Source organism: Streptomyces sp. NBC_00683 (genome assembly GCF_036226745.1).
In the GTDB taxonomy this organism is placed as follows: domain Bacteria; phylum Actinomycetota; class Actinomycetes; order Streptomycetales; family Streptomycetaceae; genus Streptomyces.
This window is the reverse complement of record NZ_CP109013.1, coordinates 7,617,419-7,639,963: the sequence shown is the minus strand read 5'-3', so window position 1 is coordinate 7,639,963 and position 22,545 is coordinate 7,617,419. Positions and strand designations below refer to the sequence as shown.

The 22,545-nt window shown below is 70.3% G+C and carries 24 protein-coding genes; 15 read left to right on the top strand and 9 right to left on the bottom strand.

Annotated elements, in window-relative coordinates; all coding sequences use genetic code 11:
• Nucleotides 1-30: 30 nt before the first annotated feature.
• Nucleotides 31-909, top strand: coding sequence for an acyl-CoA thioesterase (locus OG257_RS33330; RefSeq protein WP_329213498.1), 879 nt, complete (start codon nt 31-33; stop codon nt 907-909).
• A 14-nt stretch (nt 910-923) separates the two neighbouring features.
• Here OG257_RS33330 and OG257_RS33325 read toward each other — a convergent pair whose 3' ends face one another.
• Together OG257_RS33325 and OG257_RS33320 are read right to left on the bottom strand one after the other, a co-directional pair.
• Nucleotides 924-1,172 carry a DUF6011 domain-containing protein gene (locus OG257_RS33325; protein ID WP_329213496.1) on the bottom strand — a complete coding sequence of 83 codons (249 nt, stop codon included), beginning with the start codon at nt 1,170-1,172 and terminating at the stop codon, nt 924-926.
• A 54-nt stretch (nt 1,173-1,226) separates the two neighbouring features.
• Nucleotides 1,227-3,041 carry a glycoside hydrolase family 15 protein gene (locus OG257_RS33320; protein WP_329213494.1) on the bottom strand — a complete coding sequence of 605 codons (1,815 nt, stop codon included), beginning with the start codon at nt 3,039-3,041 and terminating at the stop codon, nt 1,227-1,229.
• Nucleotides 3,042-3,128: 87 nt separating this feature from the next.
• On the opposite strand from OG257_RS33320, the gene OG257_RS33315 reads away from it, so the two are divergent.
• The 3 genes from OG257_RS33315 to OG257_RS33305 all read left to right on the top strand — a co-directional run bounded on the left by OG257_RS33315 (nt 3,129) and on the right by OG257_RS33305 (nt 7,090).
• Nucleotides 3,129-4,082, top strand: coding sequence for a DUF389 domain-containing protein (locus OG257_RS33315; RefSeq protein WP_329213492.1), 954 nt, complete (start codon nt 3,129-3,131; stop codon nt 4,080-4,082).
• A gap of 113 nt (nt 4,083-4,195) precedes the next feature.
• On the top strand, nt 4,196-5,629 hold the full coding sequence (locus OG257_RS33310) for a DUF2252 domain-containing protein (protein ID WP_329213490.1): 1,434 nt from the start codon (nt 4,196-4,198) through the stop codon (nt 5,627-5,629).
• 129 nt (nt 5,630-5,758) lie between these two features.
• Nucleotides 5,759-7,090 carry a chloride channel protein gene (locus tag OG257_RS33305; protein WP_329213488.1) on the top strand — a complete coding sequence of 444 codons (1,332 nt, stop codon included), beginning with the start codon at nt 5,759-5,761 and terminating at the stop codon, nt 7,088-7,090.
• Here OG257_RS33305 and OG257_RS33300 read toward each other — a convergent pair.
• Complete coding sequence (locus OG257_RS33300; RefSeq protein ID WP_329213486.1) at nt 7,047-7,478, bottom strand: DUF7144 family membrane protein; 432 nt, start codon at nt 7,476-7,478, stop codon at nt 7,047-7,049. The two genes, OG257_RS33305 and OG257_RS33300, sit on opposite strands and share 44 nt — an antisense overlap.
• Before the next feature lie 149 nt (nt 7,479-7,627).
• On the opposite strand from OG257_RS33300, the gene OG257_RS33295 reads away from it, so the two are divergent.
• The 3 genes from OG257_RS33295 to OG257_RS33285 are packed head-to-tail and all read left to right on the top strand — an operon-like array spanning nt 7,628 to nt 9,289.
• Complete coding sequence (locus OG257_RS33295) at nt 7,628-8,203, top strand: helix-turn-helix domain-containing protein (RefSeq protein ID WP_329213484.1); 576 nt, start codon at nt 7,628-7,630, stop codon at nt 8,201-8,203.
• A gap of 19 nt (nt 8,204-8,222) precedes the next feature.
• A complete protein-coding gene (locus OG257_RS33290) occupies nt 8,223-8,765 on the top strand; it encodes a GNAT family N-acetyltransferase (protein WP_329213482.1) in 543 nt (180 codons plus the stop codon).
• Between the two features lie 32 nt (nt 8,766-8,797).
• On the top strand, nt 8,798-9,289 hold the full coding sequence (locus tag OG257_RS33285; protein ID WP_329213480.1) for a glutathione peroxidase: 492 nt from the start codon (nt 8,798-8,800) through the stop codon (nt 9,287-9,289).
• Between the two features lie 60 nt (nt 9,290-9,349).
• Here OG257_RS33285 and OG257_RS33280 read toward each other — a convergent pair whose 3' ends face one another.
• A complete protein-coding gene (locus OG257_RS33280; protein ID WP_329213478.1) occupies nt 9,350-10,576 on the bottom strand; it encodes an acyl-CoA dehydrogenase family protein in 1,227 nt (408 codons plus the stop codon).
• A 182-nt stretch (nt 10,577-10,758) separates the two neighbouring features.
• Here OG257_RS33280 and OG257_RS33275 point away from each other — a divergent pair, with 182 nt between their 5' ends.
• Complete coding sequence (locus OG257_RS33275) at nt 10,759-11,409, top strand: TetR family transcriptional regulator (RefSeq protein ID WP_329213476.1); 651 nt, start codon at nt 10,759-10,761, stop codon at nt 11,407-11,409.
• 20 nt (nt 11,410-11,429) lie between these two features.
• Here the strand turns inward: OG257_RS33275 and def are convergent, their stop codons facing one another.
• Complete coding sequence (gene def / locus OG257_RS33270) at nt 11,430-11,975, bottom strand: peptide deformylase (RefSeq protein WP_329213474.1); 546 nt, start codon at nt 11,973-11,975, stop codon at nt 11,430-11,432.
• Between the two features lie 114 nt (nt 11,976-12,089).
• On the opposite strand from def, the gene OG257_RS33265 reads away from it, so the two are divergent.
• The 7 genes from OG257_RS33265 (at nt 12,090) to OG257_RS33235 (ending at nt 18,588) form a co-directional block, all read left to right on the top strand.
• Nucleotides 12,090-13,328, top strand: coding sequence for a Mur ligase family protein (locus OG257_RS33265; RefSeq protein WP_329213472.1), 1,239 nt, complete (start codon nt 12,090-12,092; stop codon nt 13,326-13,328).
• Nucleotides 13,329-13,362: 34 nt separating this feature from the next.
• Nucleotides 13,363-14,091, top strand: a complete 729-nt coding sequence (locus tag OG257_RS33260; RefSeq protein ID WP_329213471.1) for a type 1 glutamine amidotransferase — start codon at nt 13,363-13,365, stop codon at nt 14,089-14,091.
• A 204-nt stretch (nt 14,092-14,295) separates the two neighbouring features.
• Nucleotides 14,296-15,321, top strand: coding sequence for a 6-phosphofructokinase (locus OG257_RS33255; RefSeq protein WP_329213469.1), 1,026 nt, complete (start codon nt 14,296-14,298; stop codon nt 15,319-15,321).
• A 110-nt stretch (nt 15,322-15,431) separates the two neighbouring features.
• Nucleotides 15,432-16,382 carry a cytochrome c oxidase assembly protein gene (locus OG257_RS33250; protein ID WP_329213467.1) on the top strand — a complete coding sequence of 317 codons (951 nt, stop codon included), beginning with the start codon at nt 15,432-15,434 and terminating at the stop codon, nt 16,380-16,382.
• A gap of 66 nt (nt 16,383-16,448) precedes the next feature.
• Nucleotides 16,449-16,607: a hypothetical protein gene (locus OG257_RS33245; protein WP_329213465.1), complete on the top strand. Its 159-nt coding sequence runs from the start codon at nt 16,449-16,451 to the stop codon at nt 16,605-16,607.
• A 156-nt stretch (nt 16,608-16,763) separates the two neighbouring features.
• Nucleotides 16,764-17,474, top strand: a complete 711-nt coding sequence (locus OG257_RS33240) for a lysophospholipid acyltransferase family protein (RefSeq protein WP_329213463.1) — start codon at nt 16,764-16,766, stop codon at nt 17,472-17,474.
• Nucleotides 17,475-17,538: 64 nt separating this feature from the next.
• Nucleotides 17,539-18,588 (top strand): NAD-dependent epimerase/dehydratase family protein, encoded by a 1,050-nt coding sequence (locus tag OG257_RS33235; protein ID WP_329213461.1) that lies wholly within the window; start codon nt 17,539-17,541, stop codon nt 18,586-18,588.
• A gap of 66 nt (nt 18,589-18,654) precedes the next feature.
• On the opposite strand, the gene OG257_RS33230 is transcribed toward OG257_RS33235, so the two are convergent.
• The 4 genes from OG257_RS33230 to OG257_RS33215 form a co-directional block, all read right to left on the bottom strand.
• A complete protein-coding gene (locus OG257_RS33230; protein WP_329213460.1) occupies nt 18,655-20,232 on the bottom strand; it encodes an alpha/beta hydrolase in 1,578 nt (525 codons plus the stop codon).
• A 149-nt stretch (nt 20,233-20,381) separates the two neighbouring features.
• Nucleotides 20,382-21,167 (bottom strand): urease accessory protein UreD, encoded by a 786-nt coding sequence (locus tag OG257_RS33225; RefSeq protein WP_329213458.1) that lies wholly within the window; start codon nt 21,165-21,167, stop codon nt 20,382-20,384.
• Entirely contained in the window at nt 21,164-21,841 is a 678-nt protein-coding gene (gene ureG / locus OG257_RS33220; protein ID WP_329213456.1) for an urease accessory protein UreG, read from the bottom strand. Before ureG ends, OG257_RS33225 begins: the two co-directional genes overlap by 4 nt.
• Nucleotides 21,842-21,876: 35 nt before the next feature.
• Nucleotides 21,877-22,542: an urease accessory protein UreF gene (locus tag OG257_RS33215; protein WP_329213454.1), complete on the bottom strand. Its 666-nt coding sequence runs from the start codon at nt 22,540-22,542 to the stop codon at nt 21,877-21,879.
• Between the last annotated feature and the right edge of the window lie 3 nt (nt 22,543-22,545).

Here is a 22,545-nt window from a genome sequence, read left to right as displayed (position 1 = left end):
GCACCGGCTTCGAGAGTGGAGAAGAACCGCATGACGACGAACCCCGCCGAGCGCTTGGTCGATCTTCTCGACCTGGAGCGGATCGAGGTCAATATCTTCCGTGGCCGCAGCCCCGACGAGTCCCTGCAACGGGTCTTCGGCGGCCAGGTCGCGGGACAGGCCCTGGTCGCGGCAGGCCGCACCACGGACGGGGACCGTCCCGTCCACTCGCTGCACGCCTACTTCCTGCGGCCGGGCCGCCCCGGTGTGCCGATCGTGTACGACGTCGAGCGGGTGAGGGACGGCAGGTCCTTCACCACCCGCCGGGTCACGGCCGTCCAGCAGGGCCGGACGATCTTCAATCTGACGGCGTCCTTCCACCGCCCCGAGGAGGCGGGCTTCGAGCATCAGCTGCCGCCCGCCCGTACGGTGCCGGACCCCGACGACCTGCCGACGGTCGCCGACGAGGTGCGCGAGCACCTGGGCGGGCTGCCGGAGGCCCTGGAGCGGATGGCGCGGCGTCAGCCCTTCGACATCCGCTACGTCGACCGGCTGCGCTGGACGCACGAGGAGATCAAGGACGCGGACCCGCGCAGCGCCGTGTGGATGCGCGCGGTGGGCCCGCTGGGCGACGACCCGCTCGTGCACACCTGTGCGCTGACGTACGCGAGCGACATGACGCTGCTGGACGCGGTCCGGATCCCGGTGGAGCCGCTGTGGGGTCCGCGCGGCTTCGACATGGCGTCGCTGGACCACGCCATGTGGTTCCACCGGCCGTTCCGGGCGGACGAGTGGTTCCTGTACGACCAGGAGTCGCCGATCGCCACGGGCGGCCGCGGACTGGCCAGGGGCCGGATCTACGACCGCCAGGGGCAGTTGCTCGTGTCGGTGGTCCAGGAGGGCCTGTTCCGCCGTCTCGACGGCGCGTAGCACCCACTGCGGGTTCAGATGCCGGGCAGGGTGTCCTGCTCGACGTCGTGACGGCGGGTCCGGATGTCCGGGCCCGCCGGATGCAGTTTGGCGTCGCAGGCGGGGCCGAGTCCGGTGCGGCGTGAGTCCGCGCCGGTGAGGGGGCGTCCGCACAGGGCGCAGCGCACCGTTCGGCGGCCCTCGGTCCTTTCGGCTTCGGGCTGCGGTCCGGGGAAGAGTTCGGGGAAGGGCTCGGGGGACGGGAAGGGCTCGGGGGACTCCACGTACGGATCCTCTCAAGCCCGGGCGGCAGGCACGACCGGTGACCGTGCGACCTGTCAGTCGCGCAGCCGGTCGAGTGCCTCGTCGAGGGTGCGGGCGGCCGAGATGAGGGAGAGGTGGGTGAACGCCTGGGGGAAGTTGCCCAGCTGCTCGCCGCTGGGGCCGATCTCCTCGGCGAAGAGGCCGACGTGGTTGGCGTAGGTGAGCATCTTCTCGAACGTGTAGCGGGCCATCCGCAGTCGCCCGGCGCGGGCCAGCGCGTCGACGTACAGGAACGTGCAGAGGCTGAACGTGCCCTCGGAGCCGCGCAGGCCGTCCGGGGAGGCGGCCGGGTCGTAGCGGTAGACCAGGCTGTCGGAGACGAGGGTGTCGTTCATGGCGTCCAGCGTGGACAGCCAGCTGGGGTCCTTGGGTGCGAGGAAACCCACCCTGGGCATCAGGAGCAGCGAGGCGTCGAGCACGTCCCCCTCGTAATGCTGGACGTACGCCTGTTCCTGCTCGCTCCAGCCCCGGGCCATGACCTGTTCGAGGATGGAGTCCCTGGCCCGGGTCCACCGGACGGTGTCGGCCGGTCTGCTGAACGCGGTCGCGAGCTTCAGTCCGCGGTCGAACGCGGCCCAGCACATCACCCTGCTGTAGGTGAAGTCCTTGCGTCCGCCGCGCGTTTCCCAGATGCCCTCGTCGGGGCGGTCCCAGGAGTCGGCGAGCCAGTCCAGGGTGCGGGAGACCTTCTTCCAGCCGCGGTAGCCCGCCTGGATGCCGACCTCGTGCCCCTCGGAGAGTGCGTAGAGGGCCTCTCCGTAGATGTCGAGCTGCAACTGGTCGGAGGCGGCGTTGCCCACGCGTACCGGATGCGAACCGCGGTAGCCCTCGAGGTGCCCGAGGATCTCCTCCGCCGGCAGGGGTTCCCCGTCGACGCGGTACATGATCTGCAGTGCCTCGCCGTCGATGTCGCCGTCCCCGAGGCGGGCGCCCAGCCATCGGGTGAAAGCGGTCGCTTCCTCGACGAAGCCCAGGTCCAGCAGGGCCCGCACCGACAGCGACCCGTCCCTGACCCAGGTGTACCGGTAGTCCCAGTTGCGTTCGCCGCCGATCTGCTCGGGCAGGCCCATCGTGGCGGCGGCGACCGGTGCGCCCGTGGGGGCGTACGTGAGGAGCTTCAGGGTGATGGCGGAACGGTGGACCATGTCCGACCAGCGGCCACGGTAGCGGGAGGTACGCAGCCAGTTCTGCCAGAACTCGACGACCTCCCAGAGCTGCTCGTCGGTCCCCTCGACGGTGGGCGGCGGCGGTGCGGGTTCGTCGGCCCCGCAGACGGTGAAGACGGCGACGGCCGTCTCGCCCACGCCCAGCGTCACCGTTCCGCGCACATCGTGGCCGTCGCGCTCCAGGGGAAAGCCTGCCTGCAGATGCCCGCTGATCCCCGCAGACCTGAACACGGCTCCGTCCGGGACGAGTTCGAGCTCATGGGACGCACGCCCGTAGTCGAACCGGGGCCTGCACTCCATCGAGAACCGTACGGTTCCCCGCACCGCGCGCACCTTCCGTACCAGTGTGTGCCGGCCGGTGGCGCCCCCGGAGGTGATCGGTGCCATCCAGTCGAGCACCTCGCCGACGCCGTCGGGCGACATGAACCGGGTGACCAGCACAGCGGTGTCCGGGTAGTAGAGCTGCTTGCAGGAGCTCTCCGGGCCGTCGGGCGACAGCCGGAAGTAGCCGCCCCGGTCGTGGTCGAGCAGCGCGGCGAAGACGCTGGGGGAATCGAACCGGGGGGCGGCCAGCCAGTCGACGACGCCCTGCGAAGAGATCAGCGCACAGGTCTGCAGGTCGCCCACCAGACCGTGGGTGGCTATGGGAGGGTATCGGTCCATGACCGTCCAATCTCCGGTATGTGACTATCCATGCCACTATCCGTCACCCGGCATCCGGCCGCCCGCCCTGCCTCGTGGAGGCGCGGAGTGGACATGATCCATGTCCGCGCGGTGAGCCCTCCGGACCGCACGGACCAGGTCGTGGAGCTCCTCGCCGGTGCCCCCTACGTCATGAACCTGATCGTGCAGCGTGGCGCCGCGTACCACCCCGACGGCGACGCCTTCGCCTGCGATGTGCTGGCGGGGGCGGCGAACGATGTACTGCGGGGCCTGCGGCGGCTCGAGATCGACGTGCACGGCTCCATCGTCATCGAGCCGGTGGACATGGCGTTCCCGGGGCGGGCATCGGAGACGGCGGTCCGCCGCCTCGGGGCACTGGTCAACACCCCGGTCTGGGCCCAGGTGGAGGCGCGCATCCGGTCCGGGGGGAGGTACCCGCCGAGCTTCTACCTCTACCTGGTCATCGCGGGTCTCATCGGCTCGGTCGGCATCGTCACCAACTCCCAGATCCTGATCGTCGGGGCCATGGTCGTCGGCCCCGAGTACGGCGCGATCGTCGCCGTGGCGCTGGGCATCGACAGAGGCGACCGGACCATGATCCGCGCAGGGCTGGGCGCCCTGTGCACGGGCTTCCTGCTGACGATCGTGGTCACCTTCCTCTTCAGCCTCCTCATCCGCGGCTTCGGTCTTCAGTCGGAGGCCTTCGACCTGGGGCTCCGGCCGGTCTCCGACCTGATCAACACCCCCAACTTCTTCTCCTTCGCCGTCGCCGCCCTCGCCGCTGTCGTCGGCATCGTGTCGCTCACGGAGGCCCGCACGAGTGCCCTCCTCGGGGTGTTCATCTCGGTCACCACCATTCCGGCCGCCGCGGCCATCAGCGTGTCCACGGCCTTCGCCAGCTGGTCCGAGGCGTGGGGTTCACTCGTCCAGCTCCTGGTGAACATCGTGGTGCTCATCGTGGTGGGTGCGGGTGCACTGCGGTGCCAGCGCGCGATCTGGCGGAGGGTGGGCCGCCAGGCCAGGAAGCGCGGACGCGCCTGATCCACACGGCGCCCCCGCCGCCGGAACGCGCCGAGCGGCCGGAATCCGTCCGGCCGGGGATGATGGGAGCAGGGGCCGCCCGCACGGCCCCGCACGCAGCCAGGAGGGCCGCCATGCCCCAGGAACGCACCTCACCGCTCCGTGCCGTGCCGGGCGCGACGCCGAAGGAACGGGCCGCGCTCGGCAAGGCGGCCCGCAAACGGGCTCCCCGGTCGAGCCATGAGGTGTACGAGCCACCGGCGGACCGGCAGGATCCACTGGCCATCCTGGAGGCCCAGTCGGCGGCCAGGGTGCAGGAGCTCGTCCCGATCCGCTACGGACGGATGACCGAGTCGCCCTTCCGCTTCTACCGGGGCGCCGCGGCCGTCATGGCCTCCGACCTGTCCGGCACACCGGACTCGGGCATCAGGGCGCAGTTGTGCGGTGACGCCCATCTGCTGAACTTCAGACTGCTGGCCTCCCCCGAGCGCCACCTGCTGTTCGACATCAACGACTTCGACGAGACCTTGCCGGGTCCCTGGGAGTGGGACGTCAAGCGGCTGGCCGCCAGCCTCGTCATCGCCGGGCGCGCCAACGGCTTCTCCGACAAGGAGCGGGCCCACATCGTCCGGGCCACCGTCCGGTCGTACCGGGAGTCGATGATCCGCTTCGCGGGCATGCGCAATCTCGAGGTCTGGTACACGCAGACCGACGAGGGCCGCCTCAAGGCCCTGGCCGCCGACAGACTGGCCTCCCGGGGCCGCAAGCGCATGGCCAGAGCGACGGCGAAGGCCCGCACCCGGGACAGCACGCAGGCGTTCGACAAACTCACCGAGGTGGTCGGCGGGCGGCTCCGGATCGCCGCGGATCCGCCCCTGATCGTGCCGGTCGCGGACCTGCTGCCCGAAGGTGCGGAACGCAGCGCGACGGAGAAGCAGTTCCGGACGCTTCTCCGTCGCTACGGCCGCAGTCTTCCTTCGGACCGGCGGTCCCTGCTCGCCGACTTCCGGCCCGTGGACATGGCCCGCAAGGTCGTGGGCGTGGGAAGCGTCGGAACGCGCTGCTGGATCATCCTCCTGCTGGGCAGGGACGGCGCGGATCCGCTCGTCCTCCAGGCCAAGGAGGCCGACTCCTCGGTGCTCGCGCCGCACGCCGGGGCGAGTGCGTACCGCAATCAGGGCGAGCGCGTGGTGGCCGGCCAGCGCCTGATGCAGGCTGCCGGCGACATCTTCCTGGGGTGGGAGCGGGTGGAGGGGTTCGACGGGAAACGCAGGGACTTCTACGTACGCCAGTTGCGCGACTGGAAGGGCATCGCCGAACCGGAGCAGATGGTGCCGCGCGGGATGGCCGCTTTCGGCGAGTTGTGCGGGATGACGCTGGCCCGTGCGCACGCGCGGTCCGGTGACCGGATCGCCATCGCTGCCTACCTGGGCCACGGCAAGGTGTTCGACCGGGCGCTGCAGACGTTCGCCGAGCGGTACGCCGACCAGAACGAGCGGGACCACCGGGCACTGGTCGATGCGGTGGCCACGGGCCGCCTTCGCGCGGCAGGGGCGGGCACGAAGTAGCGAGACCCGGATTCATCACACCTCAACAGCGGGTACATCGCCGACATAGCGGGACATCGTGGTATCACGTGAGGAGCCCGGCGGGGCAGGACGAGCCGGCCGGGACCCGAACCCGAGGAGACCATGACGATGTCGGCCGAACCGGTCGGAACCCCCGGCACGGAGTCCCCGGATCCACGCGCGGTGATCCGTACGCGGAGTTACGCAGTACTTCTGGTCATGGTGGCAATCCTCGGAGTCCCCATCTCCGCCGCGGCGTTCGGGTTTCTGGCGCTCGTCCACGAGCTCCAGAACCTGACCTACAAGGACCTGCCCCACGCGCTGGGCTTCGACGACACGCCGACGTGGTGGCCGGTCCCGTTGCTCGCCGTCGCGGGCCTGCTGACGGCACTGAGCATCCGTTACCTCCCGGGAACGGGCGGACACAAGCCGGCCGAGGGCCTGGTGGAATCAGGGGCACCGACAGCCGCGGAACTTCCGGGGGTCGCGCTCGCCGCCCTCGCGTCCCTCGGCCTCGGCGCGGTCCTCGGACCCGAGGCCCCGCTCATCGCCATCGGCGGCGGGCTGGCCGTGTGCGCGGTGCGCCTGCTGAAACCCGGCATCGAGCCGAGCGCGAGCGCCATGGTGGCGGCCGCAGGCAGCTTCGCCGCCATCAGCGCCCTCCTGGGATCCCCGCTCGCCGGCGCGTTCCTGCTGATGGAGGCGTCCGGCCTCGCCGGGATGATGCTCGGCCTCGTGCTCGTGCCGGGGCTGCTCGCCTCGGGTATCGGGGCGCTCATCTTCGTCGGGCTGGGATCGTGGACCGGGCTGGGGACGTACTCCCTCGCCATCCCGCACGTGCCGCACACGCCCACGCCCACCGTCGCCGAGTTCGGCTGGGCCCTCGCCCTCGGAGTCGCGGCGGCGTTCGCGGGCACGGGCATCAGGAGGCTTGCCCTGCTCCTCCAGGATTGGGTCGAACCGCGGAGAGTGATCGCCACCGTCGGAACGGCGGTGGCGATCGGCGTACTCGCGCTCCTGTACGCCGAGAGCACGGGAGGGGACGCGTCCGAGGTGCTGTACTCGGGCCAGGACGCCCTCGGGGGTCTGCTCACCGAGGACGCCAAGTATTCGGTCGGAACGCTCCTGGTACTGATCACCTGCAAGGCGCTCGCGTATTCCTTGTCGTTGAGCAGCTTCAGAGGTGGCCCGATCTTCCCGTCGATGTTCCTGGGGGCGGCAGGCGGGCTGGTGCTGTCGCACCTGCCCGGCCTGAACGCGACCTCGGGTTTCGCGATGGGAATCGGGGCGATGTGCGTGGCGATGCTCAAGCTGCCGATGACATCGGTACTGCTCGCCACGCTGCTGCTGGGATCCGAGGGCATCACCGTCATGCCGCTCGTGATCGTCTCCGTGGTGGTCTCCTATGTCCTCGTGCTCAGGCTCGAGCCTTCTGCGACCCCGAACACAGAGCCCAGATGATGAAGACGTTGATCGCGATGAGCACGATGGACCAGAACGGGTAGTAGGGGAGCCACAGGAAGTTGGCGATGGCCAGGAGTCCGGCCAGCACGACGCCGACCGCGCGAGCCCAGAGCGCTCCGGTGAACAGGGCGCAGCCGGCGAGAACGACCACGATGCCGAGGATGAGGTGCACCCAGCCCCAGCCGGTCAGGCTGAACTTGAACACGTAGTTGCTCGTGGAGACGAAGAGGTCGTCCTTGGCCAGGGCGGCGATCCCCTCGAGGATGGCCATCGCACCGCCGAAGATCATCATCACAGCGGCGAAGACGGTCCAGCCGGACTGAACCTCCTTGTGCGCGTCCGGGGCGTCGTGGCCCGTTCGCGTCCCACTCATGCTTCCAGCCATGTCAGTCTCCTAGGTTCTGCAGCCGATACGCGGCGCGGGTGCGCCGCGTATGTGGCTTATGTCCTCCTTATCAGACTGACACGCCATCACCCGATCGGCACGTAGACGCCCCCTGATGCGCATCTCCACTCAGGGATACAATCCCAGATATGAGAGAACAGGGTGCGCCGGAGTCTGCCGACGCCCGGCTCGCGGCCCGGCTGGGCCTGCTCCGTACCGAACGCGGCTGGTCGCTGGACGAGCTGTCCCGCCGCGCCGGCGTGAGCCGCTCGACGCTGTCGCGGCTGGAGCGCGGCGAGCTGAGTCCCACCACCGCCGTGCTCGGGCAGTTGTGCACGGTGTACGAGCGGACCATGTCGCGGCTGCTGATGGAAGTGGAGGCGGAGCCGCCAGCGCTCGTGCCCGCGGCACAGCAGCCGGTGTGGCGGGACGAGCGGGCCGGATTCGTGCGCCGTTCCGTGTCGCCTCCGCACGCCGGGCTGCGTGCCGAGGTCATCGAGGGCACGCTCGCCGCGGGCTCCGTCGTCACGTACGAGAATCCGCCCCTGCCCGGCGTGGAGCAGCACATCTGGGTGATCGAGGGCACGGTCGAGATCACCGTCGCAGGCACGGTGCACACCGTCGGCCCCGGCGACTGCCTGCGCTTCCGCCTGCACGGCCCCTCGCAGTTCCACTGCCCCGGCCCCGACCGGGTCCGCTATGCCCTGATGATCGTCCTGCCGTGAATGTGAAAGGACTTGTTCCATGACCGAGATCGTCTCCGTGTCCGGCCCCGAACTGGTCACGTACGCCGACGAGTTGGCTGCCCTACTGGTCGAGACCGTGGAGGGCGGATCCTCGGTGGGCTTCCTGGCACCGCTGGACCGGGGGGCTGCCGCCACCTGGTGGCGGGAGCGGGCGGCCTCCGTCCAGACGGGCTGCCATGAGGTATGGATCGCCCGTGACGGCGAACGGGTGGCCGGCACCATCGGGCTGGTCAAGCCGGCGCTGCCCAATGCCGGGCACCGCGCGGAGGTCGCCAAGCTGATGGTGCGGCCCTCCTCCCGCGGCCGCGGGGTCGGCCGCGCCCTGCTCGAGGCGGTCGAGCGGTCGGCCGCCGCCGAGGGGCTCTCCCTGCTCGTCCTCGACACCGAGACCGGCAGTCCCGCCGAACGGCTCTACCGCTCGGCGGGCTGGACGGAGTGCGGGTCGATCCCCCGGTACGCGCAGGACCCCGCCGGCGCCCTGCGGGCGACCACCTTCTACTACAAGGCGGTCGGCCCCGCGGATCCCCTGGAGTCACAATGAACAGCGACGCCACGCTATCGAGGAGATATCCCATGACCCTGCACGACATCCCGCTGAGCACCCTCACCGGCGAGCCGACCACGCTGGGGGCCTACGAGGGCTCCGCGGTCCTGCTGGTGAACGTCGCTTCCAAGTGCGGGCTCACCCCGCAGTACGCCGGCCTGGAGCGGCTCCAGAAGGAGTACGGCGACCGCGGATTCACCGTCCTCGGCGTGCCCTGCAACCAGTTCGCGGGCCAGGAGCCGGGTACGGCGGAGGAGATCCAGACGTTCTGCTCGACGACGTACGGGGTCAGCTTCCCGCTCCTGGCGAAGATCGATGTCAACGGCGAGGACCGGCACCCGCTCTACACGGAGCTCACGAAGCTCACGGACGCCGAGGGCGCGGCCGGTGACGTCCAGTGGAACTTCGAGAAGTTCCTGATCTCCCCGGCCGGTGAGCCGGTTGCCCGGATCCGCCCCCGTACCGAGCCGGATGCGCCCGAGGTCATCGCGGCGATCGAGGCGAACCTGCCGCAGAAGTAGAACGGCTCGCGGGGCCGGACCGTTGCCCGGTCCGGCCCCGCGGTACGTCGAGGATCGGCGCTAGCGGATCGGCATCCCCGACAGGGTGCGGGCGATCACCAGGCGCTGGATCTCGCTCGTGCCCTCGAAGATGGTGTAGATCGCGGCGTCACGGTGCATGCGCTCCACCGGGTACTCACGGGTGAAGCCGTTGCCACCGAGGATCTGGACGGCCTGGGCGGTCACCGACTTCGCCGTCTCGCTCGCGTAGAGCTTCGACATCGAGCCCTCCGCAGAGGTGAACGGCTTGCCGGCGCTCGCCATCCAGGAGGCGCGCCAGACCAGCAGCCGGGCGGCGTCGATCTGCGTACGCATGTCCGCCAGCTGGAAGGCGATGCCCTGGTTGTCGATGATGGGGCGGCCGAACTGGGTCCGGGTCTTCGCGTAGTCGAGGGCGACCTCGTACGCGGCGCGGGCGGTGCCGACCGCCATGGCGCCGACGGCCGGGCGGGACGCCTCGAAGGTGGCCATCGCGGCGTTCTTGACGCGCTCCCCGCCGGACTTGGCACGCTCACGGGCCCGGGCGAGGCGCTCGTCGAGCTTCTCCTTGCCGCCGAGCAGGCAGTGCCCGGGGACACGGGCGTCCTCGAGGACCACTTCGGCGGTGTGCGAGGCGCGGATGCCGTGCTTCTTGAACTTCTGCCCCTGGGAGAGGCCGGGGGTGGCGGGCGGGACGATGAACGAGGCGTGGCCCTTCGAGCCCAGCTCCGGGTCGACGACCGCGACGACGACGTGGACGTTGGCGATACCGCCGTTGGTCGCCCAGGTCTTGGTGCCGTTGAGGATCCACTCGTCCTTGGCCTCGTCGTACACCGCGCGGGTACGCATCGAGCCGACGTCGGAGCCGGCGTCCGGCTCGGAGGAGCAGAAGGCGGCGACCTTCACATCGTTCGCGTCGCCGTACATCTGCGGGATCCAGGTGCCGATCTGCTCCTCGGTGCCGTTGGCGAGGACGCCGACGGCCGCCAGGCCCGTGCCGACGATCGACAGGGCGATGCCCGCGTCACCCCAGAAGAGCTCCTCCATAGCCACGGGGATGCCGAGACCCGTAGGGTCGAAGAACTGCTGGGCGTAGAAGTCGAGGGAGTAGATGCCTACCTTGGCCGCCTCCTGGATGACGGGCCAGGGCGTTTCCTCACGCTCGTCCCACTCCGAAGCGGCCGGGCGGATCACATCCGCGGCGAAGCCGTGAAGCCAGTCACGGACCTGCTTCTGGTCGTCGTTGAGATCGAGCGTGAACTCGGCCATGTTCCCTCCATGCGCTTCCGTAAAATAAAAAACATGCGTTACTCGCGGTAACAACAGTCTGTTACCAGCAAGTAGCCACTGTCAACCGGTCACACGCGGATCCGCACGCGTCAGGGCATGGTGTTACGTTGCCCGGGCGTCAAGAGATCGCAGGACAGCTGGCCGGGGCGGGGAGATACGACATGGAGACCACACGAGGGGCCGAGCGACAGCGGACGGCGGCCGAGCGCCGCCGCCGGGAGCTGCTCGAAGCGGCGGACCGAGTGGTGCTCAGGGACGGGCCCAAGGCGTCGATGAACGCGATCGCAGCGGAGGCCGGGATCACCAAGCCCATCCTCTACCGTCACTTCGGCGACAAGGGCGGCCTCTACCGCGCCCTCGGCAAGCGCCACACGGACGCATTGCTGAGCGCCCTGCGGGCCGCGCTCGACGCCCCCTCCGAGCGGCGCGAACGGGTCGAGGCGACCCTGGACACCTATCTCGCGGCGATCGAGGCCCGCCCCCAGGTCTACCGCTTCCTCATGCACCCGTCCGACGACGCGGCACCCTCCCCGGAGCAGGGCTTCGACGTGGGCCGGCACTCCGCCCCGCTGCTGCGCCGCCTCGGCGAGGAGCTCGGCAAGGTGATCGCCGAACGGGTCGACCTCGGCCCGGACAGCGAACAGATGGCCCGCATCTGGGGCCACGGCATCGTCGGCATGATGCACGCGGCCGGCGACTGGTGGCTCGGCGACCGCCCCTGCTCGCGCGAACAGCTGGTACACAGCCTCGCCGACCTGCTCTGGGGCAGGCTGGCCGAGGCCGGCGACCTGCCGGGCGGCCAGGGCTTCTGAACCGCCTCCCGCCTCCGGAGTCAGTCCGTACGCCCCCACGGCGCCCGCCGGGCCGCGCGCAGCGCCCTGGCGCGGCGCAGTCCGGTCAGCCGGTCGGTGTAGACCCGGCCGTCCAGGTGGTCGCACTCGTGCTGAAGACAGCGGGCGAACCAGCCGGTGCCGGCGATCCGCACCGCCTCGCCCGTCATGGACCTGCCCTCGACCACCGCATGGTCGAAGCGCTGGGTACCTGCTTCGAGGCCGGGAAGTGAAAGGCACCCCTCCGGTCCGCGTACGGTGATGCCGTCCGCCTCGACGAGTACCGGATTGACGAGATGTCCCAGATGCCGGACTTCGTCGTCGTCCGGGCAGTCGTAGACGAACACCTTCAACGGGACGCCGATCTGGTTCGCGGCGAGCCCGACCCCCTGCGCCGCGTACATGGTGGCGAACATGTCCTCGACCAGCCGGGCGAGCGAGGGCCCGAAGTCGGTGACTTCCTCGCACGGACTGTGGAGCACCGGGTCGCCGAGCAGTCTCAAGGCACGAACGAGTCCGGAACTGCCGGGGATCGGGCGGTTTCGCATGGGGAGAAGCGTACGTTCCACGTGACCTCCACGTTCCCGGTGGTGCCGAGGTGCGGTCGACGCGCCGGACATCGATAGGCTGGGCGCGGACTGATGCAAGGAGGATCTAGGACGATGGCAGGCAACACGGAGCCGTTGTCGCCGCGGGCCAAGCTCGCCGTGACGGCGGGCAAGGCCGCGGCGGCGGTGTCGCGCGCTGCGGGGCGCGGCAGCGGATCGGTGATCGGCGGCCGGGTGGCGCTCAAGCTCGACCCCGACCTGCTGGGGCGGCTGGCGCAGCACTTGGACGTGATCCTCGTGTCCGCGACGAACGGCAAGACGACCACCACCCGGCTGATCGCCGAGGCACTCCGGGCCGCTGGGCCCGTCGTGTCGAACGCGCTCGGCGCCAACATGCCCGCGGGAATCACCTCCGCGCTGGCCGGCGGATCGGACGCGAAGTACGGCGTGATCGAGGTCGACGAGAAGTATCTCGCCGGCGTCGCACGCGATACGACGCCGAAGGTGATCGCGCTGCTCAACCTCTCCCGCGACCAGCTGGACCGCGCCGCGGAGACCCGGATGCTGGCCGAGAAGTGGCGTGAGGGCCTCTCCGGCTCGAAGGCCGTGATCGTCGCCAACGCGGACGACCCGCTGATCGTCTGGGCGGCGTCCTCCTCCCCCAACGTGGTGTGGGTCGCGGCCGGACAGGCGTGGAAGGACGACGCCTGGTCCTGCCCGTCCTGCGGCGGTGTGATGCAGCGCCCCGGCGACGACTGGTTCTGCGGCGAGTGCGGCTTCCGCCGTCCCGCCCCCAGCTGGGCGCTCAACGGCGACTACGTCCTGGACCCGCACGGGTCCGCGTGGCCGATCCACCTCCAGCTGCCGGGCCGGGCCAACAAGGCGAACGCCACCAGTTCGGCCGCGGTCGCCGCGGTCTTCGGTGTGCCGCCGCAGGTCGCCCTGGAGCGGATGTACCAGGTGCAGGCTGTCGCGGGCCGCTACGACGTCGTGACCTTCCTCGGCCGCGAGCTGCGGCTCCTGCTGGCGAAGAACCCGGCGGGCTGGCTCGAGACGTTCTCCCTGATCGACCCCCCGCCCACCCCGGTGATCCTCTCCGTGAACGCCCGAGGCGCGGACGGTACGGACACCTCCTGGCTGTGGGACGTCGACTACACCCAGCTGTACGGGCACCCGATCTTCGTGCTCGGTGACCGCAAGCTGGACCTCGCGGTGCGGCTCGAGGTTGCCGGACTGGACTTCCGTGTCTGCGAGACCCTGGACGAGGCCGTCCAGATGGCTCCTCCCGGCCGCATCGAAGTCATCGCCAACTACACCGCCTTCCAGGACCTGCGCCGTCGTGTCGGCAACTGACCCCGGCGCCGGCCACCCCCGGAGAGGACGAAGCATGAGCAACAACGGCCTGCGGCTGGTGTGGGTGTACCCCGACCTCCTCAGCACCTACGGCGATCAGGGCAACGCCCTCGTGGTGGAGCGCCGGGCACGGCAGCGCGGTCTCGACGTGTCGCGTGTCGACGTGCGCAGCGACCAGCCCATCCCCACCTCGGGCGACATCTATCTGATCGGTGGCGGTGAGGACCGTCCGCAGCGTCTTGCCGCGGAGCGGCTGCGCCGTGACGGCGGGCTGAGCAGGGCCGCGTCCAACGGCGCGATCATCTTCTCGGTCTGCGCGGGCTACCAGATCCTCGGTCACGAGTTCATCAACGACCTCGGCGAGCGCGAGCCCGGCCTCGGGCTGCTCGATGTGGTCTCCACGCGCGGCGAGGGCGCCCGGTGCGTCGGCGACGTGCTCGGTGACATCGATCCGAACCTGGGGCTCCCGCCGCTGACCGGATTCGAGAACCACCAGGGCATCACCCACCTCGGCCCGACGGCCCGGCCGTTCGCCCGCACCCGGATCGGGCGGGGCAACGGCACGGGCGACGGCACCGAGGGCGCGTACAACGACACGGTCTTCGGCACGTACATGCACGGCCCCGTGCTGGCACGCAATCCGCTGATCGCGGACCACCTGCTGAAGCTGGCCCTCGATGTGAACGCGCTGCCGCCGTGCGACGACCGCTGGTACGAGGCACTCCGCTCCGAGCGGATCGCCGCGGCGACGCAGCCTGCCTGACTTCCTCCCGGCCGTCACGGTCTCCCCTACGGGCACGCCCTGTTGACAGGCTGCCCGTAGCTGTGGGGTTTCGTGTACGGCCGGTGGACGTCCAGCAGGCGGACGGTGGGTTCGGTCCGGCCACCTTGCGCCGGTAGGGTGGCGGGGATCCAACCGGACGACGTGGTCCGGTCGTCGGCCCACGTTGCAAAGGTTTCCCGGGCAATGCGAATTGGTGTGCTCACCTCCGGCGGCGACTGCCCCGGCCTGAACGCCGTCATCCGTTCCGTCGTGCACCGCGCGGTGGTAGATCACGGCGACGAGGTCATTGGCTTCCACGACGGCTGGAAGGGCCTCCTCGAGTGCGATTACCGCAAGCTCGACCTCGATGCGGTCGGCGGTATCCTCGCCCGCGGCGGCACGATCCTCGGCTCCTCCAGGGTGCAGCCGGCCCACCTGCGTGACGGGGTGGAGCGGGCCAAGGGCCATGTCGCCGACCTCGGCCTCGACGCGATCATCCCGATCGGCGGCGAGGGCACGCTGAAGGCGGCCAACCTGCTCTCCGAGGCGGGGCTGCCCATCGTCGGTGTGCCGAAGACCATCGACAACGACATCGCCTCCACCGATGTGACCTTCGGTTTCGACACGGCTGTCGGCGTCGCGACCGAGGCTCTCGACCGGCTGAAGACCACGGCCGAGTCGCACCAGCGGGTGCTCATCGTCGAGGTCATGGGACGGCACACCGGCTGGATCGCGCTGCACTCCGGCATGGCTGCCGGCGCGCACGCCATCGTGGTCCCCGAGCGGCCCTTCGACATCGACGAGCTGACCGCGCTCGTCGGGCAGCGTTTCTCCGCCGGCAAGAAGTTCGCGATCGTCGTCGTCGCCGAGGGTGCGAAGCCGCGCGCGGGTTCCATGGAGTTCAACCAGGGCACCAAGGACATCTACGGCCACGAGCGTTTCGCCGGTGTGGCGACGCAGCTCTCCATCGAGCTGGAGCAGCGCCTCGAGAAGGAGGCCCGCCCGGTGATCCTCGGCCACGTCCAGCGCGGCGGCACCCCGACCGCGTACGACCGTGTCCTCGCCACCCGCTTCGGCTGGCACGCGGTGGAGGCCGCTCACCGCGGCGAGTTCGGCATGATGACGGCACTGCGCGGCACGGACATCACGATGGTCCCGCTGGCGGCGGCCGTGGAGACCCTGAAGACGGTCCCCGCCGAGCGCTACGCCGAGGCCCAGTGCGTGCTCTGACCGACACATAGGTCCACGAACCGCCCCCGCCCGCAACCGCGGTCGGGGGCGGTTCTAGTCTGGACCGGACAACCGGCACGAATCGGGGACGCCCCGGCGGGAGTGAACAGATGGATCACAGCGGGCACGGCATGAACATGGATCTGCCGCCGTTCACGCTGGGACGCGGGCTCGAATTCTCCGCGGACCCGTTCTTCCTCGTCGGCTCCGTCGCCGCACTGGCCCTCTACGGGTACGCGGTGCTGCGGCTGCGCAGGCGCGGCGACGGCTGGCCGGTCAACCGGATCGTCTTCTTCGTCGTCGGCGTGCTGTCCATCGCCCTGGTGATGTGCACCAAGCTCAACGACTACGGCATGGTCATGTTCAGCGTGCACATGGTGCAGCACATGGTGATCAGCATGCTGTCGCCGATTCTCCTGCTGCTGGGCGCCCCGGTGACGCTGGCGCTGCGGGCGCTGCCGGTCGCGGGGCGGGACCGCACCGGGCCGCGTGAACTGCTGCTCATGCTGCTGCACAGCCGCTACATGAAGATCGTCACGCATCCGGTGTTCACGATCCCGCTCTTCATCGCCAGCCTGTACGGGCTCTACTTCACGCCGCTTTTCGACTTCCTGATGGGGTCGAGGACCGGCCATCTGGCGATGATGGTGCACTTCCTCGGCGTCGGCCTGGTGTTCTTCTGGCCGATCATGGGCGTGGACCCCGGGCCGCACCGGCCCGGCTATGTGATGCGGATGCTGGAGCTCTTCGCGGGCATGCCGTTCCACGCGTTCTTCGGCATCGCCCTGATGATGGCGAGCGGGCCGATGGTGGAGACGTACAAGACGCCTCCGGCGTCCCTCGGCATCGATCCGCTGAGCGATCAGAACTGGGCGGGCGGCATCGCCTGGGCGTTCAGCGAGATCCCGTCGGTGCTGGTCCTGATCGCGCTGGTCTTCCAGTGGTACCGCTCCGAGCAGCGGACGGCAAAGCGTGCGGACCGGGCAGCCGACCGCGACGGCGACCGCGAGCTGAACGCGTACAACGCCTATCTCGCCTCATTGCAGGCACGCGGACAGTAGCGGCAGGCACGCCTGTGGGGTGACCATGGCTTCAACGGCCGTGCGGCCGATGAGGAGCGTGCGCTCATGTCCGGATCCACGAAGACCATGGGAGTGCTTACCGTCGGGGCGCTGGTTGCGGTGACGGCGTACACGGTGGCGCTGGGGAGCAACGGCTGGCTCTGGTTCGGCTGGGTGGTCCTGGGGCTGGCCACCTTGGGGATGGTGGCCACCCGCGACACCTGAGTTACGTCCGTGTCTTACAGGGCAACCGATTGGTGCCGCACATGACCGGTGGGGCCTGGCCGCGGGCGATCACACACGCCGATCGGCGATGTGCAAGGTTGTCTCCTGTGACCTGGCTGAACACGGTCACCAGCCCGATCCAGAGTGGGAGAGATCTTGTTCTATTACGTCCTGAAATATGTCGTGCTCGGACCACTGCTCCGGCTGGGGTTCCGGCCCCGTATCGAAGGACTGGAGCACATTCCTGCCGAGGGCGCGGCCATCGTCGCGGGCAATCATCTGTCGTTCTCCGACCATTTCCTGATGCCCGCGATCATCAAGCGGCGCATCACGTTCCTCGCGAAGGCCGAGTACTTCACCGGCCCCGGCATCAAGGGCAAGCTCACCGCGGCCTTCTTCCACAGCATCGGGCAGATTCCGGTGGACCGGTCGGGCAAGGAGGCCGGTCAGGCAGCGATCCGCGAGGGGCTGGGGGTGCTGAGCAAGGGTGAGCTGCTGGGGATCTATCCGGAGGGCACCCGCTCGCACGACGGGCGTCTGTACAAGGGCAAGGTCGGGGTCGCCGTGATGGCGATCAGGGCAGGCGTCCCGGTCGTCCCGTGCGCGATGGTCGGTACGTTCGAGATCCAGCCGCCCGGGAAGGTCGTGCCCCGGATCAAGCGGGTCACCATCCGCTTCGGCGAGCCCCTGGACTTCTCCCGCTACGCCGGGCTGGAGGACCAGAAGGCGGCGATCCGCGCGGTCACCGACGAGATCATGTACGCCATCCTCGGCCTGTCCGGGCAGGAGTACGTCGACGAGTACGCGGTCAAGGTGAAGGCCGCGCAGGCGGAGCAGTCCAGAAAGTTCCCGCGGCGGCAACGCTGAGCGTGGAGTCTGCTCCTGGCAGATCTCCCTGGCCCGGCGGTGTGGCGCCCCGTAGCGTTTCCGTATGAGCAGAGGACGAGCGTTCGTACTGGGCGCGACGGGGCAGGTCGGCCGGGCCGCGGTGCGGGCCCTGGCGGAGGACGGCTGGGACGTGACGGCGGGGTCGCGCGGGGGCGGCCCGGACAGCACGTGGGGGCCGGACGTCCGCAGCGTGTCCCTCGACCGTGAGGACGAGGGGGCGCTGGCCGCCGTGCTCGGTAACGGCTGCGACGTCCTGGTCGACATGGTGGCGTTCGACGGCGCCCACGCCCGGCAGCTGACCGGGCTCACCGGCCGGGTCGGTTCGGCCGTCGTCATATCCAGCGGTGCGGTCTACGAGGACGACAGGGGACGCGGCTTCGACACCCAGGGCGAGCCCGACGGCGCTCCTCACTATCCGCTGCCGATCCCGGAGACACAGCGCACGGTGGCCCCCGGGGACACGACGTACGCGACACGGAAGATCCAGCTGGAGCAGGAGCTGCTCGCGGCCGGCGGCGAACTTCCGGTGACACTGCTGCGGGCGGGTGCGATTCACGGGGAGTACTGCCGCACGCCGCGCGAGCTGTACTTCGTCAAGCGTCTGCTCGACGGACGCGCGCGGCGGGTGCTCGCGTACGACGGGATGTCCCGCTTCCATCCGGTCCATGTGTCCAACCTCGCCGAGCTGATACGTCTCGCCGCTCTGCGGCCTGCTTCGCGGGTGCTCAACGCCGGGGATCCACAGGCGCCGACCGTCTCCGAGATCGCCGCGGCCATCGACGACGTGCTCGGCCGGAAGACCGAAACGGTCCTGGTGGCGGGTGCCCCACCCGAGGGTCACGTCGGCGAGACACCGTGGACCAGCGCTCATCCCATCGTCTACGACATGGCGTCCGCCCGGCACGATCTCGGCTATGTGCCGGTGACGGACTATGCGGACTCGCTTCCGGCAACCGTCGAGTGGCTCGCGTCCGAACTGCACGGACGGAAGTGGACGGAGGCCTTCCCGAAGATGGCGCGGAACTACGGCGAGACCCTCTTCGACTACGCGGCGGAGGACGCCTGGCTGGCGGAGTACGACCGCGGGGCCTGAGCCCGGTCGGCGGAACGGGCGGCCGGTTGGATCTCCGGCCGCCCGCTCGCTCACTTCAGATGACGCTCACGGCTTCGGTGTGGCGTGCGGGGTGCACGTCACATCACGCGGGTCGGTCTTCCCGGTGAGCAGGTAGGTGTCCACCCGCTCGTTGATGCAGGGGTTGACCAGGCCGGTGACACCGTGCGAGCCGGCGTCCTTCTCGGTGATGAGGCGGGAGCCCTTGAAGCGCTTGTGCAGGTCGACGGCGCCCTCGTACGGAGTGGCGGCGTCACGCGTGGACTGCACGATCAGCACGGGCGGCAGGCCCTTGCCGGTCCTGACGTCCAGCGGGGTCTGCTGCTTCGTCGGCCAGGTCGCGCAGGGCAGGTTCATCCAGGCGTTCGCCCAGGTCATGAACGGGTTGTCCTTGTGCAGCCTGGTGTTGTCGCGGTCCCACTTCGACCAGCTGGTGGGCCACTTGGCGTCCGCGCACTCGACCGCCGTGTACACGGCGTTGCTGTTCTCCGAGGAGGCGTTGCCCTTGGTGTCCGACAGGTCGGGGGCCGCGGCGTCGATCAGCGCCTGGGTGTCGCCGCCCAGGTAGTCGCTCCAGACCTGGGCGGTGGGTGCCCAGGCGGAGTCGTAGTACGGCGCACCCTGGAAGAACCCGATGAGCTCGGCGGGGCCGACGACGCCGCCGATCGGGTCCTTCTTGGCCGCCGCGCGCAGCTTCAGCCACGCCTGCTCGACCTTCTCGGGCGTGTCGCCGATGTGGTAGACGGCGTCGTTCTTGGCGACCCACGCCTTCCAGTCCCCCCAGCGCACCTGGAAGGCGACGTCCTGGTTGAGGTTGGCCTCGTACCAGATGTTGTCCTTCGAAGGATCGACCACGCTGTCGACGATCATGCGGCGCACGTGGTCCGGGAACAGCGTGCCGTAGACCGCGCCCAGGTAGGTGCCGTAGGAGACGCCCAGGAAGTTGAGCTTCTTCTCACCGAGCGCGGCGCGGATGACATCCAGGTCGCGCGCGGTGTTGAGCGTGGTCATGTGCGGCAGCATGTCGCCGCTGCGTTCGGCGCAGCCGTCCGCGTACTCGGCGGCGAGCTTGCGCTGCGCGCGCTTGTCGGCCTCGCTGTCGGGTACGGGGTCCGCCTTCGGGGCCTTCACGAACTCCTGCGGGTCGATGCAGGAGATCGGCGCCGAGTGGCCGACACCGCGCGGGTCGAAGCCGACGAAGTCGTATGCCTTCGCCGCCTTCACCCAGAGCGGGTTCTTGGTGACGATGCGCCTCGGGAACGCCATACCGGAGCCGCCGGGGCCACCGGGGTTGTAGAGGAGCGCGCCCTGGCGCTCCTCTTTCGTGCCCGTGCTGACGTGCCGGTCGACGGCGAGCTTGATCTGCTTGCCGTTCGGCCTGGCGTAGTCGAGCGGCACGGTCACCCATCCGCACTGGATGGGTGTGACGATCGCCCAGTCGGCCGGACAGTCCGCCCAGTCGATACCGGCTGTCGCCGCACGGGCCGCGGCGACCTGGACGCCGCGCGCCTCGGAACCGCCGTGGTGACGGCCGTCGGCACTGGCTGCCGGTGCGGCTATCGCCCCCGCTATGAGCGTGCCCGCGATCAGAGTGCCGGCCGAGCCGAGCACTGCTGTGCGTCTCAAGTGGAACCTCCCCCTGTGTGATGCGCCGCTGGTGGCGCAGGTGTTCGTATGTCCAGCGGATCCTTTCGTCTGTGGGGTTGCTGAGAACAGGGCGTACGCACGTTTCTTTACCGAACCAATAACCGGTGACCGCGTCCCGCTGAGCGGACTCAGGCCCCGTGGAAGGCCTTGAGTCCGTCCAACAGCCCGGCGAGCGCCTCGTCCAGAACACCGCGCAGCAGCCGGGCGTCGGCGGCGAGCGCTGTCACCAGTACGGCGGGACCGGCCAGCGGGGCGAGCGCGGCAGTGGGACCCAGCAGCCGGGGTTCAGGCAGGGCGTCCTCGAACCCGGGGTGGACGACGAGTAGTTGTCCCACGGCCCGGTGACCCCCCAGGACCGCCGCACCGTCCCATCCGCCGGGTGCCCCGGGCCCGTACCCGAGCTGTTGGTCGAGCAAGGGGCGGCCGGCCCGGCGGACCGTCAGACGGGTGGTGAGGCTGCCGGTGACCTCGCCGTGCCGTCCCAGGATCTGTTCCTCGCGCAGCACCAGACGTGCGGTGGCGGCGAGTTCGACCCGGGTGCTCTGGTCGAGCTCGCTGCCGTACGCGGAGATGAGCTGCTCGGGGAGCCAGCGGAGTTCCGCGCCCTCCCCCACGCTCAGCCGCAGGTCGTACGAGGCGCGGCCCGCGTCCGGACGGGCGCCGGGGAGTGCCACGGTGGCCGCGGCGGAGTCCACCGCCAGCCGTGCGCCGTCCTCGGCCCGCGCCTCGATGGCGAGGCGGTCGCCGCCGAGGGGCGCGCTCATCGCTCCGACCACGGTGACGCGGGCGCGTCCGGGCTCCGGTGATCTGGTGCGGCGCAGGGCCAGCGGTCCCGCGCTCTCCAGCACGGGCAGCGCGGTGGAACCGCGCCCGTCGGGGACCGCGGTGATGCGGGCGGTGGCCTCGATGCTCATGCGGTCCAGGCCGCGAGCTGCGTCCGCACCCAGTCCGCGACGGGCGCCACGCCCTCGGCGGAGGTCAGGGAGGTGAACACGACGGGGAGTTCGCCGCGCTGCTCGGCGGCGTCGCGGGCCATCCGGCCCAGATCGGACCCGACGTACGGGGCGAGATCCGTCTTGTTGATGACGAGGAGGTCGGCGGTGGTGACCCCGGGGCCGCCCTTGCGCGGGATGTCGTCGCCCCCCGCCACATCGATCACGAAGACCTGGGCGTCGACGAGTCCCTTGGAGAAGGTGGCGGTGAGGTTGTCGCCGCCGGATTCGACGAGGATCAGGTCGAGCGGCCCCACGGAGTCCTCCAGGTCCTCGACGGCTTCGAGGTTGGCGGAGATGTCGTCGCGGATGGCGGTGTGCGGGCAGGCGCCGGTCTCGACGGCCTGGATGCGCTCGGGCGGCAGCACGGCGTTGCGCAGGAGGAAGGCGGCGTCCTCGCGGGTGTAGATGTCGTTGGTGACGACGGCGATCGACAGCCGGTCGCGCAGGGCCCGGCACAGGGCGGCGACGGTCGCGGTCTTCCCGGAGCCGACCGGTCCGCCGAGGCCGATGCGCAGGGCGCGCCGGGTGCCGTCGGGGCGTGCGGCGTCGGCGCTGACGGCCGCGGGGCCGCTGTGGGTGTGGTCGAGGTGCATGGGGGTGACTCCTGGTGGTGGCAGGTGTGGAGTTCTCAGGACGCGAACAGCCGGACCGGCCAGGCCGCGTGCGCTTCGGCGGTGATGTCGAGCAGCGGCGCGGAGGCGGCGGGCAGCGCGTCGATGCCGTCCAGCGCGGCCGCGGTGGCCTGTTCGGCGACCCGGTCGAGTTCGGGCGCGAGGCGGGCGAGGACGGCGGTGGCCTCGAAGGGGTCCAGGGAGAGCAGCCGGACGACCGCGGTGGCCGGGCCGCTGACTGCTTCGTACACGGCGCAGTGTGCGGCGTCCTCGGGCCCCAGGCCTGCGGCGCGGGCGGTGAGGCCGAGGACGACGGGCTGGTGGGCGCCACGCGGCCGGGCTGCTGCGAGCGCGGCCAGTTCGGTGCTGGGCCAGGTTGCCCGCGCCGCCCGCATCAGCTGGCGGCCGAGCTTGCGTGCGACGGCCCGCAGCGCGGGCGAGGGCGTCCTGGCGTCGGCGGCCTCGTCGAGTGCGAGCGGGTCGAGGCCGTGGGCCGCCGCCGCGGCGAGTGCGGCCGAGGTCAGTCCGGTGGTGTGGAGCCGGCCCAGGCAGAAGCCCGCCAGGTCCTGGGCGTTGCGGATGTGTCCTGCCTTGACGGCCGGTTCGGCGCCACCCGAGTGGGCGTGGCCACCGGCGGGGAACCGGCCGTCGGCGAGGACGAGCAGTGCGGCGCGCGTCGTCATGGA

Excerpts from the sequence above, each read along its gene's own strand:
- OG257_RS33260 (WP_329213471.1), top strand. The coding sequence starts at position 13,363 with ATGAGCAACAACGGCCTGCGGCTGGTGTGGGTGTACCCCGACCTCCTC.
- OG257_RS33305 (WP_329213488.1), top strand. The coding sequence starts at position 5,759 with ATGTCGGCCGAACCGGTCGGAACCCCCGGCACGGAGTCCCCGGATCCA.
- OG257_RS33320 (WP_329213494.1), bottom strand. The coding sequence starts at position 3,041 with ATGGACCGATACCCTCCCATAGCCACCCACGGTCTGGTGGGCGACCTG.
- OG257_RS33295 (WP_329213484.1), top strand. The coding sequence starts at position 7,628 with ATGAGAGAACAGGGTGCGCCGGAGTCTGCCGACGCCCGGCTCGCGGCC.
- ureG (WP_329213456.1), bottom strand. The coding sequence starts at position 21,841 with ATGCACCTCGACCACACCCACAGCGGCCCCGCGGCCGTCAGCGCCGAC.
- OG257_RS33275 (WP_329213476.1), top strand. The coding sequence starts at position 10,759 with ATGGAGACCACACGAGGGGCCGAGCGACAGCGGACGGCGGCCGAGCGC.
- OG257_RS33310 (WP_329213490.1), top strand. The coding sequence starts at position 4,196 with ATGCCCCAGGAACGCACCTCACCGCTCCGTGCCGTGCCGGGCGCGACG.
- OG257_RS33265 (WP_329213472.1), top strand. The coding sequence starts at position 12,090 with ATGGCAGGCAACACGGAGCCGTTGTCGCCGCGGGCCAAGCTCGCCGTG.
- OG257_RS33245 (WP_329213465.1), top strand. The coding sequence starts at position 16,449 with ATGTCCGGATCCACGAAGACCATGGGAGTGCTTACCGTCGGGGCGCTG.
- OG257_RS33280 (WP_329213478.1), bottom strand. The coding sequence starts at position 10,576 with ATGGCCGAGTTCACGCTCGATCTCAACGACGACCAGAAGCAGGTCCGT.
- OG257_RS33255 (WP_329213469.1), top strand. The coding sequence starts at position 14,296 with ATGCGAATTGGTGTGCTCACCTCCGGCGGCGACTGCCCCGGCCTGAAC.
- def (WP_329213474.1), bottom strand. The coding sequence starts at position 11,975 with ATGCGAAACCGCCCGATCCCCGGCAGTTCCGGACTCGTTCGTGCCTTG.
- OG257_RS33290 (WP_329213482.1), top strand. The coding sequence starts at position 8,223 with ATGACCGAGATCGTCTCCGTGTCCGGCCCCGAACTGGTCACGTACGCC.
- OG257_RS33330 (WP_329213498.1), top strand. The coding sequence starts at position 31 with ATGACGACGAACCCCGCCGAGCGCTTGGTCGATCTTCTCGACCTGGAG.
- OG257_RS33215 (WP_329213454.1), bottom strand. The coding sequence starts at position 22,542 with ATGACGACGCGCGCCGCACTGCTCGTCCTCGCCGACGGCCGGTTCCCC.
- OG257_RS33250 (WP_329213467.1), top strand. The coding sequence starts at position 15,432 with ATGGATCACAGCGGGCACGGCATGAACATGGATCTGCCGCCGTTCACG.
- OG257_RS33300 (WP_329213486.1), bottom strand. The coding sequence starts at position 7,478 with ATGGCTGGAAGCATGAGTGGGACGCGAACGGGCCACGACGCCCCGGAC.
- OG257_RS33235 (WP_329213461.1), top strand. The coding sequence starts at position 17,539 with ATGAGCAGAGGACGAGCGTTCGTACTGGGCGCGACGGGGCAGGTCGGC.
- OG257_RS33225 (WP_329213458.1), bottom strand. The coding sequence starts at position 21,167 with ATGAGCATCGAGGCCACCGCCCGCATCACCGCGGTCCCCGACGGGCGC.
- OG257_RS33285 (WP_329213480.1), top strand. The coding sequence starts at position 8,798 with ATGACCCTGCACGACATCCCGCTGAGCACCCTCACCGGCGAGCCGACC.